Origin of the sequence: Bacillus sp. SG20033 (assembly GCF_044570195.1) — a bacterium.
In the GTDB taxonomy this organism is placed as follows: domain Bacteria; phylum Bacillota; class Bacilli; order Bacillales; family Bacillaceae; genus Bacillus; species Bacillus subtilis.
Window position 1 is genome coordinate 2,603,425 of the sequence record NZ_CP172606.1, and the last position, 18,145, is coordinate 2,621,569.

Here is an 18,145-nt window from a genome sequence, read left to right on the forward strand (position 1 = left end):
TTTACCATATCTCGTGCAGCCGCTTCAAATTAGGATCGTTTTAGTGATCTCTTGCCGCAATTAAATCACAAAGCTCATATAAAAGGTCTTTTTGAAGAGAGAGTCCGCCGATCAATCGCTTCGCCTCTTTTATATGAACATCCAATTTATGTTTGGCCCCTTCCAATGAAAGAAGCGACGGGTATGTCGATTTGTCATTTGTGGTATCCGAGCCGACACGTTTGCCGATTTTCTCTTCACTGCCTTCTAAATCTAAAATATCGTCTCTGATTTGAAATCCGATTCCAATGTGGCTGCTGAAGGTACGCAGTGTTTCAATGTCTTCCTCAGGCGCATCAGCCAAAATAGCACCGGCGATTACACAAAAACCAAGAAGCTTGGCAGTTTTCCTTTCATGAATGGATTCGAGCTCTTCAAGCGTGACTTGTCGGTTTTCCGCTTCCATATCAGCTATTTGCCCACCGACCATGCCTTCGGTGCCTGCCGCTGAAATCAGTTCATTCACAAGCCGCAGGCGCTTTTCTGCTGACACCTCGTCTGACACGTGGGAGGTAATCAGCTTAAAGCTTTCTGTGAGCAGCCCGTCACCCGCTAATACTGCCGTCGCTTCACCAAACACTTTATGGTTTGTCGGCTTCCCGCGACGTAAATCGTCATCATCCATGCATGGAAGATCATCATGAATTAACGAATACGTGTGAATCATTTCGACAGCACAGCCCACCGGAATGCCGTCTTTTTCGCTTTTTCCATATGCGTTTAAAACAGCCAGTACAATCAGAGGCCGCAACCGCTTTCCGCCGGCCTGTAGAGAATACAGCATAGATTTCTTTAATGAGTCCGGCATATCAAGCTTTTCTGTATAGACAGAAAGCTGATTTTCAATTGTTTTTTTCCGGTCCGCCAGAAAGCTCGTTAATTTATTTGTCACCTTCGTCTTCCTCCTGAACACTGAAAGGTGCCAGTTCGCCGTCTTCTTTTAAAATGAAGTCCATTTGCTTTTCGACTTTTTGCAGCTTTTCATGGCACATTTTTGACAGAGCCATGCCTTCTTGGAAATAGTTAATGGCTTGCTCTAGAGGCACATCTCCCTCTTCAAGCTTTGATACAATGCTCTCAAGCCCTTTCATCGCTTCTTCAAATGTCATGTTTTCATTTTTTTTCACGTCTGTCATTTTTCTTCCCCTCTCTTTTCTAATACTTCACAGGTCAGCACGCCATCCTTCAGCTTGACTTCAAGCCGGTCCTGCTCTTCTATCTGACTGACACTTTTAATGAGTTTATCTTCTTTATAAGCCAAGCTGTATCCTCTTTCCATCACTTGAAGAGGATTTAGTGCATTCAGCTTCCCAAGAACGGTTTGAAATTGGGAATGCAGCTGCTTCATTTGGATATTCATATTTTTTCTCAGCTGATTTGTTTGTTCCTGGTATCGTGTTCTCGCTTGTTTCAGCTGTTCATGAGGATGCAGTGCCTCTAATCTGTACGTTTCACGCTCCAGCTGTCTGCTTTTCCGATCTAAAAGAGCGGTCAGCTGTGCTTGAAACTGCTGGTACGCGAGGTCAAACTGCTGCTCCTTTTGCGCATACAAACGCTTTGGAAAACGAAAGGCATAGGACGATTGCAGCGTTTGTATCCGTTCTTTTTTCTGGCCGAGATGCTGCTGCATTGCCCTTGTCATTCTGACTTCCGCTGTTTTTGTCCGTTCGATTAAATCAGTGGTATGAGGCACAGCAATTTCAGCTGCTCCTGTCGGCGTCGCAGCTCTGATATCGGCGACAAAATCACTGATCGTAAAATCCGTCTCATGTCCGACTGCCGATATAATCGGAATATTGGAAGCAAAGATGGCGCGTGCTACAATTTCTTCATTGAATGCCCACAGTTCTTCTATCGAACCGCCGCCTCTCCCGACAATTAATACGTCGCAAATCTCTTTTTCATTTGCCTCTTCAATGCGCGTAACGATGGATCTGCTCGCATTTTCACCTTGTACGAGCGCTGGAAGAACAATGACTTTTACAAGGGGATATCTTCTTTTTAGAGTTGTAATAACGTCTCTGACAGCGGCACCCGTTGGAGATGTCACAACCCCGATTGTGGCTGGAAATGCGGGGATTTGTTTTTTGTAGCGGTCGTCAAATAAACCTTCTCCGGCAAGCTTCTTTTTTAATTCTTCGTACGCTAAATAAAGCGCTCCAACCCCGTCAGGCTGCATTTCTTTGGCATATAATTGATAGTTTCCGCTCGGTTCATATACGGAAATTCCGCCTCTTACCAGCACTTTCATTCCGTTTTCAGGTTTAAAAGGCAGACGCTCGCTTTGTCTCGCGAACATCACCGACTGCATTCTTGCGTTTTCGTCTTTTAAAGTGAAATAAATATGCCCTCGTGTGTGTATCTTTACATTCGACAATTCGCCTTTAATCCAAATATTTTCAAGGTGAGGATCTACATCGAATTTTCGTTTTATATACTTTGTCAGCGCTGAGACGGTCACATACGCTGCTTCACCCATGTCTAAAAACTCCTCTCCTAAGCATTCCTGCACCATAACTAAAGAAAACCCGCCCTGGCTTTAGGAGCCTGAAGAAGCGGGTATCGTGCTCATATTCAAGGCAGGTAAACATTTCGCCTGTGAATATCTCCAATTATCTATGATAACGTACGTTTCGCAGATTTAACAGTATTATGCGCAAGCATCGTGATGGTCATCGGACCTACTCCGCCCGGAACCGGCGTGATGAAGGACGCTTTTTCCTTTGCCCCTTCAAATTCAACGTCTCCGCAAAGCTTTCCGTTTTCCAGACGGTTAACGCCGACGTCAATGACAACAGCGCCCTCTTTGATCTGGTCTGCACTGATGAAGTTGGCTCTGCCGACTGCCACCACCAGGATGTCCGCTTTTTTCGTATGTTCAGTAATATTTTCTGTTCTTGAATGACAGTAAGTAACCGTCGCGTTTTCATTTAATAAAAGCTGGCCGACAGGTTTGCCGACAATGTTGCTTCGGCCGACTACAACAACCTCTTTACCGGAAAGGTCAATATTGGTTTTCTTCAAAAGCTCAACAATTCCATGAGGCGTGCAAGGAAGAAACGTATCTTCGCCAAGCAGCATTTTCCCTACGTTTAACGGATGAAAACCGTCTACATCTTTATCAGGGGAGATACGTTCGATCACCGCTTTTTCAGAAATATGGTCTGGGAGCGGAAGCTGAACGAGAATGCCATGAAACTCAGGGTCTTGATTATATTGATCAATAATGGAAAGCAGTTCAGCTTCTGTGAGGCTGCTGTCAAATTGATCGAGCTTGAAATTCATTCCCATTGTTTCTGCAGCTTTTTTCTTTCCTCGCACGTAAGAGTGAGAAGCAGGATCATCTCCAATCAAAATAACCGCCAGTCCGGGAGTGACGCCTTGCTTTTTAAGCTCTTCTACCTCTTTTGCCAATTGTTCGCGTTTTTCTCTAGCCGTTTCTTTTCCGTCGATGATTGTTGCAGTCATTTTCTTTCCTCCTATGATTGTTCAATATCAGATTTAATGTTAGAAAGAACCCCGTTTACAAACTTTGTCGCTTTGTCATCACCAAACCGTTTTGCCAGCTCAATCGCTTCGTTCATGGAGACATTCACCGGAATGTCTTCGGCATATGCCATTTCATATGCTGCCAGGCGCAAAATCGCACGGTCAACATTGGCAATCCGATCGAGCTTCCAATTCACCAGATGCTTGGAGATCATTTCATCCAGCTGGTCTTGGTGTTCCAATACCCCGTGTACAAGCTGTTCAAAGAAAGGATCTGTTTTTTCTTCATCCAGTGCGTGTTCTATGGCTTCATTCACTGCAATATTGCTGACATCAATTTGAAATAGTGCCTGCAAAGCTTTTTCTCTTGCTGTTCTTCTTTTCATTTTCTTTCTCCTTTGATCCTCTTTATCCGCTTGTCGTTAAGCCACAAAGAGATCATAACATATTTTTTTCGTATCCGCATATTGAAATCAAGGTTTTTTTACCCTATTGCCGAATATTTTCACACACCTTAATATGATTATTCGGATTTCACGTTCATGAAGAAACTCGGCTATGTAAGCCGGCTTTCTTCATGCTTTGAAATAAAGGGTAACGTGTAAAAAAACCAAAGGGCCGCCCTCCCCTTGGTTTCGTGTTAAGCCATTTACATTTCTTCGTCGATTTGGACTTCTTGGGCTTTTGTGTCAAATTGAATGCCGACGATGTGAATATTGATCTCGTTAATCGAAAGAGACGTCATATTTAATAAGGTTTGACGAATGTTTTCCTGAACGGATGCTGCAACTTTCGGAATCGAAACGCCAAATGTAACGACACAGTATACATCGATCGTAATTCCGTCATCCGCCAGGTCGACTTTGACACCTTTGCCATGATTCACTTTGCCAAAGCGCTCGACGACGCCTGTCGCAAAGTTTCCGCGCATTTCGGCAACCCCATCAACTTCTGATGCTGCAATGCCGGCAATGACCTCAATGACCTCCGGTGCAATCTCAACCTTACCCAAATGCGTATCTTCGTGATCCATTTTAAGCAAGCTGTTGTCTTTCATTCAATTCACCTCCGTAAAAATTATGAGCCCATTACATCATATGTTTCTAAAAATTTCGTATTAAACTCTCCGCTCACAAATGTTTCGTGTTCAAGCAGTTTTAAATGGAAAGGGATTGTTGTCTCAATGCCTTCGATGACGAATTCGCTCAATGCGCGCTTCATGCGGGCAATCGCTTCATCCCTCGTTTTTCCGTATGTGATTACCTTTGCAATCATGCTGTCATAGTACGGTGGGATGGAATAGCCAGGGTACGCAGCTGAATCGACACGGACACCAAGACCGCCAGGAGGCAGGTACATTTTAATTTCACCAGGTGACGGCATGAAATTTTTACTTGGGTTTTCTGCGTTGATTCGGCATTCGATGGCCCAGCCTTCAAATTCAACATCTTCTTGCTTGAGGCTCAGTTCCATTCCTGATGCCACTTTGATTTGTTCCTTGATCAGGTCAGTTCCCGTCACCATTTCTGTGACTGGGTGCTCTACCTGAATTCTCGTGTTCATTTCCATGAAGTAATAGCGCTGTTCATTGTAGTCATAGATAAATTCAACTGTTCCAGCACCTGTATAGCCAACCGCTTTTGCAGCCTTTACCGCTGCATCTCCCATCTGCTCCCTGATTTCTGAATCAAGGGCAGGAGATGGTGATTCTTCCAAAAGCTTTTGCAGGCGTCTTTGGATCGAGCAGTCGCGTTCGCCCAAATGGATCGTATTTCCGTAGTTATCAGCAAGCACTTGGATCTCAACGTGGCGAAAATCTTCTATGTATTTTTCGATGTATACACCTGGATTTCCAAATGCAGTTGCCGCTTCCTGCTGTGTAATCTTAATGCCATTAATCAGTTCCTCTTCAGTGCGGGCAACCCTAATTCCTTTTCCGCCTCCGCCTGCGGTGGCTTTTATAATTACAGGATACCCAATTTCATTAGCAAGCGAAACCGCTTCTTCCACATTTTCTATAATTCCCTGTGAACCCGGTACGATTGGCACGCCGGCCTGTTTCATCGTTTCCCGCGCAACGTCTTTTGTTCCCATTTTTGAAATGGCGTCAGCACTCGGGCCGACAAACGTGACATTCACTTCTTCACATAATTCAGCGAAATCAGCATTTTCAGCTAAAAATCCGTATCCCGGATGAATGGCGTCCGTGCCAGTCAGCTTTGCAACACTCACAATATTTGTAACGTTTAAATAGCTGTCTTTTGATGCTTTCGGTCCGATACAAAAAGCTTCATCGGCCATTTGAACATGAAGGGCATCTTTATCAGCTTCTGAATAAACAGCGACAGTCTCAATTCCGAGCTCTCTGCAGGCTCTGATGATTCTGACAGCAATTTCTCCTCTGTTGGCGATCAATAGCTTTTTAATCATGTTCAGTCTCCTTACTCCGCTTTTACAAGAAATAGAGGTTGTCCGTATTCGACCAGCTGGCCGTTTTCTACTAATACTTCAACGATTTCGCCTTTCACTTCTGCTTCGATTTCGTTGAAAAGCTTCATCGCTTCTACAATGCAGACAACTGTGTTTTCATTTACTTTTGAACCGGCTGTTACATACGGGCCAGCTTCCGGTGATGAAGAAGCATAAAATGTTCCTACCATTGGTGAAGTGATTTTATGCAGATTCTCATCTTGTTTTGGTGCTTCTTGGGCAGGTGCCGCTGCTTGCTGCGCTTGCGGCTGAACTGCCTGCGGAGCCTGTGCTTGTACAGGTGCTGCTGGTGCCTGCTGCATGACTTGAACCGTGCCTGCTTCGTGTTTTTTCAGTTTTAAGGATACACCTTCATTTTCATATACGAATTCGTCAATTGTAGACTCGTCAATTGCTTTAATCAGCTCGTGGATTTCTTTGATATTTAACATTCAATCGCACTCCTATGTATGAAATTTCTTTTTTATAGGTTACTACTAAAAGTACATACTATGTTCATCTTACAGGAGCAGACTTTTGAATTCAACTCTAATATGACAGCAACGCAAAAAGCCCGCTTGTTTAGCGGGCTTCTTTTTCCTCTTTCTTACTTGGATGGTTCAAATGTGACAGCGACATCTTTCATTGTTTTGATTTCTTTTGCCACAAGGTCTATAATGGCTGTCGCCTTCGATTTGGAGTGTTTGTCTGATTTGACTGTAATATTGATTTTATCTCCTTCAGCATTAACGAGCGCATCCTCGTAACCTTGTGTTTTAATCAGCGTTTCAAGCTGTTTTTCTGTTCCTTCCACTTCACTGAGAGCCGTCATTTTATCGTATGCTTCGCTTTTCTCCTTGGCTGTTGCATCATCGCTTGACACAATGGCATTCAGCTCTTCTCTTTCTTTGCTTCTGGCATCTTCTAAATCAAGACGGTACGTTGTAAACAGATCATCATCGGCTGTTTCCGTAACAACAGTTCCTTTTTCACTGGCTTCAGCGGATGTTTCCTTGTCTGCTGATGAATCTTTCGTTCCCTTTGTTCCATCTTCTTTTCCTTTTTCAGTTTCTGTACCGCTTTTTTCCTTCGTGTCTTGCTTGGCAGGCGCTTTTTCAGTTGCGACCTCTCCGCTGTCAGACGCGCTTTTTTCACTTTGCATCTGTACGGCGTTTTTGCTTTCCGGCGACATGATATAGTAGACGCTTAACACCACGACAAGACTGAGCATTGTTAATAGCCAAACGGTTTGTTTTTTAAGCATTTATGAATCCTCCTTTATTTTTTTAGGGGCAACCGCAACCCGGTGGCTTGGAACATCCAGGACCCGTGTCACCGCTTCGATAATGGTTTGTTTTATTTGAACGTTGTCCACTCCTTGAGCAACAACGAGTACACCGCGTATATCAGGTTTTTTCGTTTGGACGACGACAGGTGTTTCTTTATCGCCGTTTTTGATCATGACGATTTCTTCCTCCGATGTTTGGTCTGTAACGCTTCTTGTTCCGCCTTCTTTGTCAGTTTCTTCAGTGGTTGTATTTTTGTTTGATTTGTTTTTTTCGTATACTTTCAGCGACGTTGCATCTACATTCACGACAACCGAGACATCGTCCACACCAATGATTGTTTCAAGAATTTCTTTCAGCTGATTTTCGTATTCTTTTTCATAGTCATCGATCGAGTCTTTAGGTTTATCAGATTTTGAGGGTTTTAACACTTCAGCTGTTTTCTCTTTGCTGTCTGCGGAATGTTGCGATGATACGGCCGTTATCGTTTTGGCGTTTTCTGTTTTCTCAGGTGAAGAAAACAGCTGGCTGACAAGCATAAAGGAAACTCCGAGAACAAAAACGAATAGAAAGTAATGATATTTGGTCAGCTTCGGCTTTTCGCCGTCCTTCGTTTGTCCCGGAAGAAACTGCTTTTTCAATACATTCCATAATCCGTTTTTATTCATTGCCGACACTCTCCCCGCCTTCCATATGAACCATAATTTTCTCACTTCCGATTTCCCAAATGTCCGCGAGCTGCGTTTGTATCTGTTTGGCTTCTTTTTGTTCGGCTGCTTCTTTCGTTACGTATGCATGATCTGTATCAATGTGGACCGGCGCGACCGTTTGGACCGTTTTTTCAGAAGACGGGGCCATATACACGCTGATTGTTTTAATATCCTCTTCTGAATCTACCTTTTCTCCTGCCGTGAGTTTGATGCGGCCTACTTTATATTCATCATGACTGAATCTCTCCTCCGCTTTCTTTTTTAGTTGGACAGCCATTTCTTCTAGAATATATGCGCGCTGGGAAGCTTGTATTTCTATTTTTTTTGAATTGATTTGATTTTTTATGTCGGCAGACTCTGACTGCCCGTTTTTTGTGAGATATTCAAAGATGACTTCGGGGTCTGTCTTGAAAAGTTTAAAAATCGGCGTAAGCATGACGACAATCAAGAGCAGGCTGACTACCATTTTTGCGTACTTTTGCATGCTGGAGCTCGGCAGCAGCATATCAATCACAATTGCAAATAGGATAAACAACACGATGGTGGTAAGCCATTCCGTTAAAAAACTCATTCGCCTGCCTCCTTCATTTCATCATCATCGTGAGGTTTCCGGCTGTGATTATGACAGTAAGGCTTAAAAAAAACATGAGAGACACAATGGCGAGAGCTGCAAAAATATAAATGACGCTTTTGCTGATGACGTCGAGGCAGGTGATGACGGGCCCGCCTCCTAGTGGCTGAAGAATCGCGGCTGCCAGCTTATAAATAAAAGCGAGGGAAAGCACTTTGATTGCCGGAAATGCCGCGATACAGATCAAAATAGCGACACCGAGAATTCCTACCGTATTTTTCAGCAGTAAAGAGGCGCTGATTACTGTATCTGTTGCGTCTGTAAACATTCGGCCAAGCACAGGAATAAAATTTCCGGTTATAAATTTAGCCGTCCTGAGCGTAATGCCGTCTGTCACTGCAGCTGAGGCTCCCTGAACAGAGATGACGCCGAGAAAGATGGTAAGAAAAACAGCCAGTGCTCCGATGGCGATATTTCTGAGCAGGTTGGCCAGCTGTGTTACTTTGTATTGTTCGGTCATCGTGCTGACAATGCTCAGAATTGCTGATAAAAAAATCAGCGGCATGACGATATTCTGAATCAAGAGACCGCTCGTGTTCATCAGGAAGAGGATAACAGGATGAAAGAAGGCAGCAGATACAGCTCCGCCTGAGGAAGCCAAAAGCGCCAAGAGGAGCGGAATGAGCGCCAGGATAAAGCTGGTCATCGTCTGAATCGCCTCAGTTGCATAGTTAATTGCCACATGAAAGCTATTAAGCGCAAGGATAATCAGCACCATGTACACAATTGAGTAAGCGACCTTACTGACGGTGCTTTGCTGAAAAGCATTTTGCAAAAGCTGCAGAATGACGCAAAAAATCGTGAGCAAAATCAATGTGCCCAGCAGCTTTCCGTTGGCAAGCACTTCATGAAACAAATAAGAAAAGAGAGCTTTCAGCCATTCTTGCGGTGAGAATGATTTATCGCCATTGATAAACTCCATTAAGCTGCCTTTTTGGCTTTCCGGCAGCAGTCCGCCGTATTCTGTCATAATGTCATTCCAAAATTCCCCGATCTTATCTGTTTCAAGCGAGGCTGCTGTCCTTTCCGCTAATTGCTCGGCTGTTTCAGCATGGTCTTCCGTTTGTTCTGCATTACCAGCTGCTTGTACAATTTCTGCACGGCCTGCTATGATCAGCACGGCCAAAAGCAAAACCCATTGAAAGCGCTTCAATCTACCGCCTCCTTTCGGTTATGACATAGAAGGTATAAGTCCGAGAATCGTTTCGATAATGACGGTTAAAATAGGTACAGCCATTACGAGTATTAAAATTTTCCCCGCCAATTCTATTTTCGAGGCGATGGCTCCTTGACCGGCATCTTTTGTGAGCTGTGCCCCGAATTCAGCAATATAGGCGATTCCGATAATCTTTAAAATGGTTTCAACATAGACCATGTTGACATTTGCATTAATCGCAATTTTTTCTATCATTCGAATAATGTCGTAGATTTGGTCTACCAAATAAAGAAAAATGGCACATCCGGCAAAAACGACGATTAAAAACGCAAAAGTCGGCTTTTGTTCTTTTACAATTAAAGAAAGGAAGGTGGCGATCAGCCCTAAACCTACAATTTGAACAATGTCAATCTGCAAGCCCCCCTATCCTTGGAATAAAAACACAGCTTTTATCTTTTTAAATAGGTCATCTACAATCGTGGCGACCATAAATAAAATATAGATAAAACCTAACAGCGTCACCCACTGAGCGTATTCTTTCTTGCCCATCTGATCCAATATCGTGTGTAAAAAAGCGACCACGATTCCCACTCCGGCAATTTGAAATATGACATTCACGTCTACTCCCATTTTATTTTTGCTCCCCTCACGTTTACATCAATAGAAGAATGAGTAACAAGCCCGCTAAAAAGCCCAAACTTTTTATCATCTTTTCATTTTTCGCTTGCGCCTGCTCAGCATCCGCTTCAGAGGCTTCCAAATGTGTCAGCGCCAGCTTGATGTGCTTTTGCTGAGAAATTCGATCATGAATCCCGAGCGTCTCACCAAACTGCTTCAGCACTTCGTATTCGCTTTTTTTCAAAGACAGGGTGTCCCATACCTTCTTTAAGCTTTGCTCCCACGCCGTTTTCGCGGAATCACTTCCCTTGTCCAGCTGATCACTGAATGCGGAAAAAAGAGCTGAAACAGGCTGTGCGAGCTGTTTGGCAATCTGCATTGAAGCAGTATGAAGCGGTGTATGGCCGTACATGATTTCAGCCTCGAGAGATTGAAGCGCCGCACGCAGCTGGCGGATTTGCCGCGGCCGTTCTGTATAAATCTTCGCCATCTCAAAACCTGTCCATGTTGTCGCTACCACAATGAATACAGCGCCCAGCAGCTTCAGCATGTTTTCACGCCCGTCGTCCTAGACAGCACATTTCCGTCTTTGTCATAAATTTGGCTCACTGTGCCCGGCCCTTTTGCTCTTGATAATTCCAAATAGCGGTCAAAGGCTCTTTCTTCCCACAAACGCTTCAATGAAGGCCGCTTCATCAGATCGGATATGCTCCAGCCATGCGCCGATACGATTACTGAAACACCGGCATGCAGCGCCTCCAGAAGTGCATCTGTATCTTCCATACGCCCGATTTCATCGACAATCATCACCTCAGGGCTCATGGATCGAATCATCATCATCAGCCCTTCAGCTTTTGGACAGGCGTCTAACACGTCAATTCTCTGACCAAATTGATGCTGCGGAATACCGCGAAGACATCCGGCAATTTCTGACCGTTCATCGACGATTCCTGTCTTTACGGGCAGCATGGTTTTTTTGCCGGTGCTTGAGAGCCTCGCAAGGTCCCGGAGAAGTGTTGTTTTGCCGGTTTGGGGCGGTCCGATAATCAGCGTATTCAGCCAGCTGTTTTGATATAAATATGGAAGCAGCGGCTCCGCAATCCCCAGCTTTTGCCGGGCAATTCGTATATTAAAAGATGCGATGTCACGGAGGCCTTTCACACCTCCGTTTTCCGTAATGACTCTGCCCGCCAGTCCGACTCTGTGTCCGCCTCTGATCGTGACATACCCTTTCTTCAGCTCTTCTTCAAGTGTATACATACTATAGTTGCTGAGCCGGCTCAGGATCAGATGGGCATCCTCGGCCGTGCCCGCATAGGACAAATAAACAGGTTGTCCTCTTCGAATCAATTCAACAGGACGGTTGATCCGAATTCTGACTTCTTCGATTTCCAGCCATTGTTGTTCCGGTATTTCAGAAAGGGCGTTTTTCATGGATTCAGGGAGAACCTCAGCGATTTCATTCAACAGAGCCTCCTCCTTTCTACCGATTGGCTTCTTTAAAATGTATGATGTGAGGCAGACTTTATGACAAGCCTCTCTTTATTTATGAACACCCGCCAAAATCAAGACAACACCCGTAAAAATCAGAATCAGCTTTGCATACGAAAGCTGCCCGGCAATTTGGTAGATTCCGACAGTCATCGTAATGATAAAAATCAACGGACCGACAATAGCGAGAATGCTGTTAACCACAACCGCCTTCCGGACATCGTTGGTCACAAGCATGACAATTGCTGCCGTCAGCTCAATCATAGAGGATAAAACTCGTAATCCCGCCATTGTTAAAACAGTAGAATTGATATTTCCAAGTAAAAATTTCATAGCACTCTCCCAACCTCCCATTTTTTTATATGATATGCTCTAGCTTGCGGAAGTAGTCTTGTCATTTTCGTATAAAAGAAAGATTCTGTTTTTGGGCACAAAAAAAGCCTGCTCCCATTTGGGAACAGACTTCTTTTTTTCTTTCTATGCTCTTGAAACGTAAGAACCGTCTGATGTATTGACAACAAGTGTGTCGCCTTCATTCACAAAGAACGGCACGTTTACAACAAGCCCGGTTTCAGTTTTCGCAGGTTTTGTACCGCCTGACGCTGTATCACCTTTAATACCAGGTTCAGTTTCAACAACTTTCAGCTCAACTGTGTTTGGAAGCTCGATACCAAGTGTTTCATCCTGGTACATCATGATATGCACAGACATGTTTTCTAGCAGGTATTTTAATTCTTCTTCGATTTGAGTTGCGCTCAGTTCAAGCTGCTCATAAGAAGAAGTATCCATAAATACGTGCTGATCTCCGTTTGCATATAGATATTGCATTGTTTTGGTTTCGATTTGCGCTTTCGCTACTTTTTCACCAGCGCGGAATGTTTTTTCCTGAATCGCGCCAGTGCGAAGGTTGCGGAGTTTAGAGCGGACAAATGCCGCACCTTTTCCAGGTTTTACGTGCTGGAAGTCAACGACGCGCCAAATGCCGCCATCTACTTCAATTGTTAATCCTGTACGGAAATCGTTAACTGAAATCATGTTTAATGTCCTCCTATATTCCAATCACAAAATAATAAGTTCTTTTGGGGAATGGGTGATTGTCCGGTTGCCGTTTTCTGTAATCACGATGTCATCTTCAATGCGGACACCGCCTGTTTCTGGTATGTAAATGCCCGGCTCCACTGTGACCACCATACCCGGTTCAAGGATAGCTGAAGATCTGACGGATAATCCCGGCGATTCATGAACTTCCATGCCGAGCCCGTGCCCGGTTGAATGGCCGAAATAGTCACCGTAGCCTTTTGCAGCAATATGATCCCTTGTGAGGGCGTCAGCCTCTTTTCCTGTCATTCCCGGCTTAATATGTGCGACGCCAAGCGCCTGAGCATCAAATACAACCTGATAGATCTCCTTCAATTGATCACTGGGCTGACCTACAGCGACCGTCCGGGTAATATCAGAACAATATCCTTTATAATAAGCGCCAAAATCAAGCGTAACAAGGTCTCCGCTTTCAATCAGTTTGTCACTGGCCACACCGTGCGGAAGGCTTGAACGAAGGCCTGAGGCGACAATCATATCAAAAGAAGAGCTGTCTGCTCCCTGGCTTCTCATATAAAACTCCAGCTCATTGGCAACAGCGATTTCAGAAATGCCGGGTTTCATAAACGTCAAGATATGTCTGAAGGCATCATCTGCAATCTTCGCAGCTTCCTCTAATATCTTAATCTCTTCACTAGACTTAATCAAGCGCAACTTTTCCACGGATTCAGCCACAGGCACTAATTCGGCATCACTGATAACGGCGCTGTATGAAGCGTAAGTGCCATATGTCATGCTGTTCTGTTCAAAGCCGAGACGCTTGATGCCAAACGATTCAACAGTGTCGGCAGTGGTCTGAATCAGGCTGCCGCCATGTTCAATGATCTCAAAACCCTTTACCTGAACCTTCGCCTGCTCAGTATAACGAAAATCCGTAATAAACGCAGCTTTGTCACCCGATATAACAGCCAATCCCGCTGAACCTGTAAACCCTGTCATATAGCGTACATTCGTGCTGCTTGTGATCAGCATGCCGTCAATTCCCAGCTGTCCAAACAGGTTTCTTAATTTCTCTAGCTTCATCTTGATTCTCCCCCTTGCTGGCTTAATAAGTAGCGAACAGCAAGCTTGTAGCCTTCAGCTCCAAGACCGACAATCTGCCCTTTCGCAACAGGAGCGATAACCGACTGATGCCTGAATTCTTCCCTGGCGTATAAGTTTGATAAATGCACCTCTACCACAGGAAGACTGATGCTTGAAACAGCATCCCTGATCGCATAGCTGTAATGACTCAGGGCGCCGGGGTTCAGAACAATCCCGCTGTATTGCTCCTCAGCCTCATGTATCGCATCTATCAAATCACCTTCGTGATTAGACTGGAAGAAAGTGAGCTGGATATGTAAGGCTTCAGCAAACTGAAAAAGATCTGTTTCAATATCGGTCAGTGTCTGGCGGCCGAATACTTCAGGCTCACGACTCCCAAGCCGGTTAACATTCGGTCCGTTTAAAATCAAAAAATGAGGCACATAATCTCTCCTTTTCGCGAGGGTTTCTCATGTAAAAAATGTTCACTTCTCGTGAACATTTTATCATACTGGAAAAGGATTATACACTATTCTCTATGCATTCCCAGCGCACGTGCAAGCTTTTCCGAATTCAGCTCATTGTATTCAAATGAAATGGAATACCCGACAAACAGCCCGTAAAGCAAATAAATGCAAATGGTCGTAATAATTGTATCTGATGTCAGTTCGGTCACCGTACGCACATCTGGAAAAATCGGATTAAAAACAAAAAACACGAGCAGCCAAAGCACCAAGCCGTATAAAATACCCGGCCACATTGTTTTTAAACGTTTCAATAGAAGAAAATAAAGAAACGCTGCGCCAATTGAAATTACTCCAATCAAAATGATGCTGATTACCGTTCCCAGCCCATGTTTTTTCCACTCTCCGAGCACAAACGGCTGCAATATCATATTCGGGCTGATTTCGGAAAAATGAAACAAATATGCGATATAAGCAACGAAACTCCAAAGTACGCCTCCGCAAAAACCTGTTGCCGCCACCCTGCCGGCCATTGAAACAGGCGGCTTTTGCTTCTCATTCAATTCTTCATTTTGTTCTGTATCTTTTTCGCTGGTCATCATGGCACCTCCAGTTAAAGTGTGCCCAAAAAATGAAATGTCAATAAAAAAGCTCACACTTTTTGACAGCTGCGAGTAAAATTTGAAAATAACGGGTATAATGCATGTAGAAAAAGCAAGGCTATGGCAATTTTTTCAGCCTGTCAATCTAGAGGTTTAGCGCTGTTTCCTGTACAATAGAGTGAAAGGAAATGGTTAGCAATCCTAAAGAAATAGGCAGGTTGATAATATGTCAAAACATAAAGTTCCGCCCGCTTACGGCGGGCAGGCTGTTGTGGAAGGCGTTATGTTTGGCGGAAAGCATCATTACGTTACAGCCATCAGAAGAACGGATGGAAGCATTGACTTTTTTAAGCTTCCCCGCAAACACAACCCAAAACTGAACATCGTGAAAAAGATCCCGTTTTCACGGGGGATCGCGGCCATTATTGAAGCGAGTGCAAACGGCACAAAGCATTTGAATTTTTCAAGCGAACGTTACGGGCTCGATCCATCTGAAGACGAGACACTTGAGCAGGAAGAAAAAAAATCCTCCGGGCTGTCTATGTATCTCAGCCTCGCAGTTATAGGCGTCCTATCATTTTTGTTCAGTAAATTCGTATTTACATTGGTTCCAGTTTTCTTAGCGGAACTGACAAGGCCGATTTTTTCCTCGGACACGGCGCAAATCGCGGTTGAAAGCCTGTTTAAGTTGATTTTGCTGCTCGGTTACATCTATTTTTTGTCCATGACACCGCTTATTAAAAGAGTGTTTCAATATCATGGAGCCGAACATAAAGTCATAAACTGTTATGAACAGAATTTGCCAATTACTGTGGAGAATGTCCAAAACCAATCTCGGCTTCATTACCGCTGCGGATCAAGCTTTATTTTATTTACGATTATTGTCGGCATGTTTGTTTATTTACTCGTTCCGACAGATCCGCTTTGGCTGCGTGTTATAGATCGTGTCGCACTGATACCGGTCGTGCTTGGTATATCCTTTGAAGTTCTGCAGCTGACAAACAAAGTGCGTGACATTCCCGGTCTGAAATTACTTGGGTACCCGGGTCTTTGGCTTCAGCTGTTAACCACAAAGGAACCTAAGGATGAACAGGTTGAAGTTGCCATCGAAAGCTTTAACGAACTTCTCAGACTCGAAGCATTGTCTGAGCAAAATCAGAAGCCTTCTCACAACGTCATCTAAAATCCGTTGCCCTGCTATTACTTTCGGAGGTGGACAGTTATGAATCATCGTGTACAACCTATTATTGCTGTATTAATTGCGCTGGGAGCGTTCGGTTTCCTCTATGTGCTGGTAACCAATCCCGGAGAAATGGCAAAAATGGCGGTAACCGTCATCGTGGCAGGTATCATTATTTATTTTATTGTGAAATATGTAATGAATCGAAATGCGGGCAGCGAAGGAGCAGCCTTCAAAAAAGCGGCGAAACAATCGCGGCGCCGGATGAAAGAACAAAAAGCAAAACACCGCGCCGGACATAAGGGACGTGTCAGCCACCTGCGAAGCGTTCCGAGCGCCAGCAAGCCTAAGCCGATGATTCTCAAGAAAAAAAGCCAGACTCAGCTGACTGTTATAGAAGGGAAAAAAAATAAAAAGAAAAACAGAGCGCTTTTTTAATAGGTCCACTGCTTTAAAAACAGCTCTGTCCGTCTTTTACCTAGCTCAATCAGGGCTAGTTTTTTTTGTTGTGTTAAATGAAAATCAGTGGCCATTACGTCATCGACAGGGAGAAAAATGATATTTTGTTCATAGCGTGATGCAATGTGCCTTGCGTCATGAGCATCCTTCATCGTTTCAAACAGGGCGCCGAACAGTTCAAAAGCGTTGCGGATATTTTTTTTCGGACGCTCTCTTTCACGCGGCGCAAGCGTGACACCGATCACAGGGCGCTTTCTTTCCTTTGAAAACAGCCAGATTGGAAAATTGCTTAACACGCCTCCGTCGACAACCGTGGCGGTGCCTGTGTCCGTTTTTAATTTTATCGGTTCAAAGAAATACGGGATGCTGCAGCTCATTCTGACCGCTCTGGCAACCGGGAACATATCAGGATTTAACCCGTAACGGGCCAAATCGTCCGGCAAAACAATCATGGTGCCGTTTGTCAGATCAGAAGCAATAAGGCGCAGAGACCCTTTCTGCAAATCGCCGAAAACCCTTATGCCTTTCGCTCTTAACAGATCAGCAATCCATTTTTCTATCGTATCGCCTTTGTATAAGCCAAGACGCCAGTAGATGGACACCCACTGGAGCATCTTTAAGGGGAGAAATGAGTACCTCTGGTCCAGCAATTTCTCTCCGTCCACTTCTTCAATTAAAGCGTGGATTTCCTTACTGGTGTAACCTGACGCAATGAAAGCGGCAATAATGGCGCCGGCGCTTGTACCCGCAACTCTTTTAAAGCGGAAGCCTTTTTCCTCAAGCACTTCATAAGCGCCTGCGAGCGCAATGCCTTTTACTCCTCCGCCGGAAAACACACCGTCAATATACATCTCATTCCCTCCCCCTCCATCCGATCGTTTATTACCATTTTAAGAAAACACGCGAAGAAATAGACCAACGAATGACGGGTGGCGTCAGCGTATCAAAAAAGACGGCCTCCTTCGAGACCGCCTTTTTACTGATTATGATGTTCTGTTTTCTTTTGGATTGATTTCAGATCTTTTTTACGGGCATCATCTTCTTCAAAATATTGAACAAGATCCCCGATGCGATCAATGCTGTTCCAGCTTAAATGATGTTCGATTCCTTCGACATCGTTATATATTTTCTCTTCATCAACACCAATGATTCTTAAAAACTGCTCAAGCAATTCATGTCTGTATACCAGCCGTTTGCCTATTTTTTTCCCTTTAGACGTTAACACGAGACCGCGATATTTTTCATAAATTAAATATTCGTCTTTATCTAGTTTTTGAACCATTTTTGTTACAGAGGAGGGATGGACTGCTAATGCTTCCGCGATATCGGAAACTCGTGCATATCCTTTTTCTTCAATCAGCATATAAATCTGTTCAATATAATCTTCCATACTTGGTGTTGTCATCGAAACCCTCCCAAAAAGCACCTTA

At 44.2% G+C, this 18,145-nt stretch carries 25 protein-coding genes; 2 read left to right on the top strand and 23 right to left on the bottom strand.

Features of this window, described 5'->3' with window-relative positions:
* Positions 1-40: 40 nt before the first annotated feature.
* The 21 genes from ACFVP7_RS13690 to ACFVP7_RS13790 all read right to left on the bottom strand — a co-directional run bounded on the left by ACFVP7_RS13690 (position 41) and on the right by ACFVP7_RS13790 (position 15,076).
* Positions 41-931: a polyprenyl synthetase family protein gene (locus tag ACFVP7_RS13690; RefSeq protein WP_129110525.1), complete on the bottom strand. Its 891-nt coding sequence runs from the start codon at positions 929-931 to the stop codon at positions 41-43.
* On the bottom strand, positions 921-1,175 hold the full coding sequence (locus tag ACFVP7_RS13695; protein ID WP_003226409.1) for an exodeoxyribonuclease VII small subunit: 255 nt from the start codon (positions 1,173-1,175) through the stop codon (positions 921-923). The genes ACFVP7_RS13690 and ACFVP7_RS13695 overlap by 11 nt, the downstream gene beginning before the upstream one ends.
* Complete coding sequence (gene xseA / locus ACFVP7_RS13700) at positions 1,172-2,518, bottom strand: exodeoxyribonuclease VII large subunit (protein ID WP_070547524.1); 1,347 nt, start codon at positions 2,516-2,518, stop codon at positions 1,172-1,174. Before xseA ends, ACFVP7_RS13695 begins: the two co-directional genes overlap by 4 nt.
* Before the next feature lie 137 nt (positions 2,519-2,655).
* A complete protein-coding gene (folD, locus tag ACFVP7_RS13705) occupies positions 2,656-3,507 on the bottom strand; it encodes a bifunctional methylenetetrahydrofolate dehydrogenase/methenyltetrahydrofolate cyclohydrolase FolD (protein WP_003230259.1) in 852 nt (283 codons plus the stop codon).
* Positions 3,508-3,518: 11 nt separating this feature from the next.
* The gene (nusB, locus tag ACFVP7_RS13710; protein WP_396582302.1) at positions 3,519-3,914 is read right to left on the bottom strand and encodes a transcription antitermination factor NusB; all 396 of its coding nucleotides are present in this window, start codon (positions 3,912-3,914) and stop codon (positions 3,519-3,521) included.
* A gap of 263 nt (positions 3,915-4,177) precedes the next feature.
* Positions 4,178-4,585 carry a fatty acid biosynthesis protein YqhY gene (gene yqhY, locus ACFVP7_RS13715; protein ID WP_003230254.1) on the bottom strand — a complete coding sequence of 136 codons (408 nt, stop codon included), beginning with the start codon at positions 4,583-4,585 and terminating at the stop codon, positions 4,178-4,180.
* A 20-nt stretch (positions 4,586-4,605) separates the two neighbouring features.
* Positions 4,606-5,958 carry an acetyl-CoA carboxylase biotin carboxylase subunit gene (gene accC / locus ACFVP7_RS13720; protein ID WP_003230253.1) on the bottom strand — a complete coding sequence of 451 codons (1,353 nt, stop codon included), beginning with the start codon at positions 5,956-5,958 and terminating at the stop codon, positions 4,606-4,608.
* Positions 5,959-5,969: 11 nt separating this feature from the next.
* Entirely contained in the window at positions 5,970-6,449 is a 480-nt protein-coding gene (gene accB, locus ACFVP7_RS13725) for an acetyl-CoA carboxylase biotin carboxyl carrier protein (protein ID WP_003230252.1), read from the bottom strand.
* A gap of 155 nt (positions 6,450-6,604) precedes the next feature.
* A complete protein-coding gene (gene spoIIIAH, locus ACFVP7_RS13730) occupies positions 6,605-7,261 on the bottom strand; it encodes a stage III sporulation ratchet engulfment protein SpoIIIAH (protein ID WP_003230250.1) in 657 nt (218 codons plus the stop codon).
* Complete coding sequence (gene spoIIIAG / locus ACFVP7_RS13735) at positions 7,262-7,951, bottom strand: stage III sporulation protein AG (RefSeq protein WP_396582304.1); 690 nt, start codon at positions 7,949-7,951, stop codon at positions 7,262-7,264.
* Positions 7,944-8,564, bottom strand: a complete 621-nt coding sequence (spoIIIAF, locus tag ACFVP7_RS13740) for a stage III sporulation protein AF (RefSeq protein WP_396582306.1) — start codon at positions 8,562-8,564, stop codon at positions 7,944-7,946. The genes spoIIIAG and spoIIIAF overlap by 8 nt, the downstream gene beginning before the upstream one ends.
* Before the next feature lie 13 nt (positions 8,565-8,577).
* Positions 8,578-9,777: a stage III sporulation protein AE gene (gene spoIIIAE, locus ACFVP7_RS13745; RefSeq protein WP_003230230.1), complete on the bottom strand. Its 1,200-nt coding sequence runs from the start codon at positions 9,775-9,777 to the stop codon at positions 8,578-8,580.
* 18 nt (positions 9,778-9,795) lie between these two features.
* A complete protein-coding gene (gene spoIIIAD, locus ACFVP7_RS13750) occupies positions 9,796-10,197 on the bottom strand; it encodes a stage III sporulation protein AD (protein WP_003230228.1) in 402 nt (133 codons plus the stop codon).
* Between the two features lie 6 nt (positions 10,198-10,203).
* On the bottom strand, positions 10,204-10,410 hold the full coding sequence (gene spoIIIAC / locus ACFVP7_RS13755; protein WP_003153142.1) for a stage III sporulation protein AC: 207 nt from the start codon (positions 10,408-10,410) through the stop codon (positions 10,204-10,206).
* Positions 10,411-10,432: 22 nt separating this feature from the next.
* Positions 10,433-10,948, bottom strand: coding sequence for a stage III sporulation protein SpoIIIAB (gene spoIIIAB / locus ACFVP7_RS13760; RefSeq protein ID WP_327837065.1), 516 nt, complete (start codon positions 10,946-10,948; stop codon positions 10,433-10,435).
* The gene (gene spoIIIAA, locus ACFVP7_RS13765) at positions 10,942-11,865 is read right to left on the bottom strand and encodes a stage III sporulation protein AA (protein ID WP_086344072.1); all 924 of its coding nucleotides are present in this window, start codon (positions 11,863-11,865) and stop codon (positions 10,942-10,944) included. The genes spoIIIAB and spoIIIAA overlap by 7 nt, the downstream gene beginning before the upstream one ends.
* Positions 11,866-11,940: 75 nt before the next feature.
* Entirely contained in the window at positions 11,941-12,222 is a 282-nt protein-coding gene (locus tag ACFVP7_RS13770) for a YqhV family protein (protein ID WP_004398639.1), read from the bottom strand.
* Positions 12,223-12,366: 144 nt separating this feature from the next.
* Positions 12,367-12,924, bottom strand: a complete 558-nt coding sequence (gene efp / locus ACFVP7_RS13775; protein ID WP_003226377.1) for an elongation factor P — start codon at positions 12,922-12,924, stop codon at positions 12,367-12,369.
* A 24-nt stretch (positions 12,925-12,948) separates the two neighbouring features.
* Entirely contained in the window at positions 12,949-14,010 is a 1,062-nt protein-coding gene (papA, locus tag ACFVP7_RS13780) for an aminopeptidase PapA (RefSeq protein WP_015251726.1), read from the bottom strand.
* Positions 14,007-14,453 (bottom strand): type II 3-dehydroquinate dehydratase, encoded by a 447-nt coding sequence (aroQ, locus tag ACFVP7_RS13785; protein ID WP_003230223.1) that lies wholly within the window; start codon positions 14,451-14,453, stop codon positions 14,007-14,009. Before aroQ ends, papA begins: the two co-directional genes overlap by 4 nt.
* 86 nt (positions 14,454-14,539) lie before the next feature.
* Positions 14,540-15,076, bottom strand: a complete 537-nt coding sequence (locus ACFVP7_RS13790) for a YqhR family membrane protein (RefSeq protein WP_003230222.1) — start codon at positions 15,074-15,076, stop codon at positions 14,540-14,542.
* 226 nt (positions 15,077-15,302) lie between these two features.
* Here ACFVP7_RS13790 and ACFVP7_RS13795 point away from each other — a divergent pair, with 226 nt between their 5' ends.
* The gene (locus tag ACFVP7_RS13795) at positions 15,303-16,259 is read left to right on the top strand and encodes a DUF1385 domain-containing protein (RefSeq protein ID WP_396582309.1); all 957 of its coding nucleotides are present in this window, start codon (positions 15,303-15,305) and stop codon (positions 16,257-16,259) included.
* A 39-nt stretch (positions 16,260-16,298) separates the two neighbouring features.
* Positions 16,299-16,694 (top strand): SA1362 family protein, encoded by a 396-nt coding sequence (locus tag ACFVP7_RS13800; RefSeq protein ID WP_003226367.1) that lies wholly within the window; start codon positions 16,299-16,301, stop codon positions 16,692-16,694.
* Here the strand turns inward: ACFVP7_RS13800 and ACFVP7_RS13805 are convergent.
* The gene (locus ACFVP7_RS13805; RefSeq protein ID WP_003230220.1) at positions 16,691-17,566 is read right to left on the bottom strand and encodes a patatin-like phospholipase family protein; all 876 of its coding nucleotides are present in this window, start codon (positions 17,564-17,566) and stop codon (positions 16,691-16,693) included. The genes ACFVP7_RS13800 and ACFVP7_RS13805 overlap by 4 nt on opposite strands.
* A gap of 125 nt (positions 17,567-17,691) precedes the next feature.
* A complete protein-coding gene (mntR, locus tag ACFVP7_RS13810; protein ID WP_003236923.1) occupies positions 17,692-18,120 on the bottom strand; it encodes a transcriptional regulator MntR in 429 nt (142 codons plus the stop codon).
* Between the last annotated feature and the right edge of the window lie 25 nt (positions 18,121-18,145).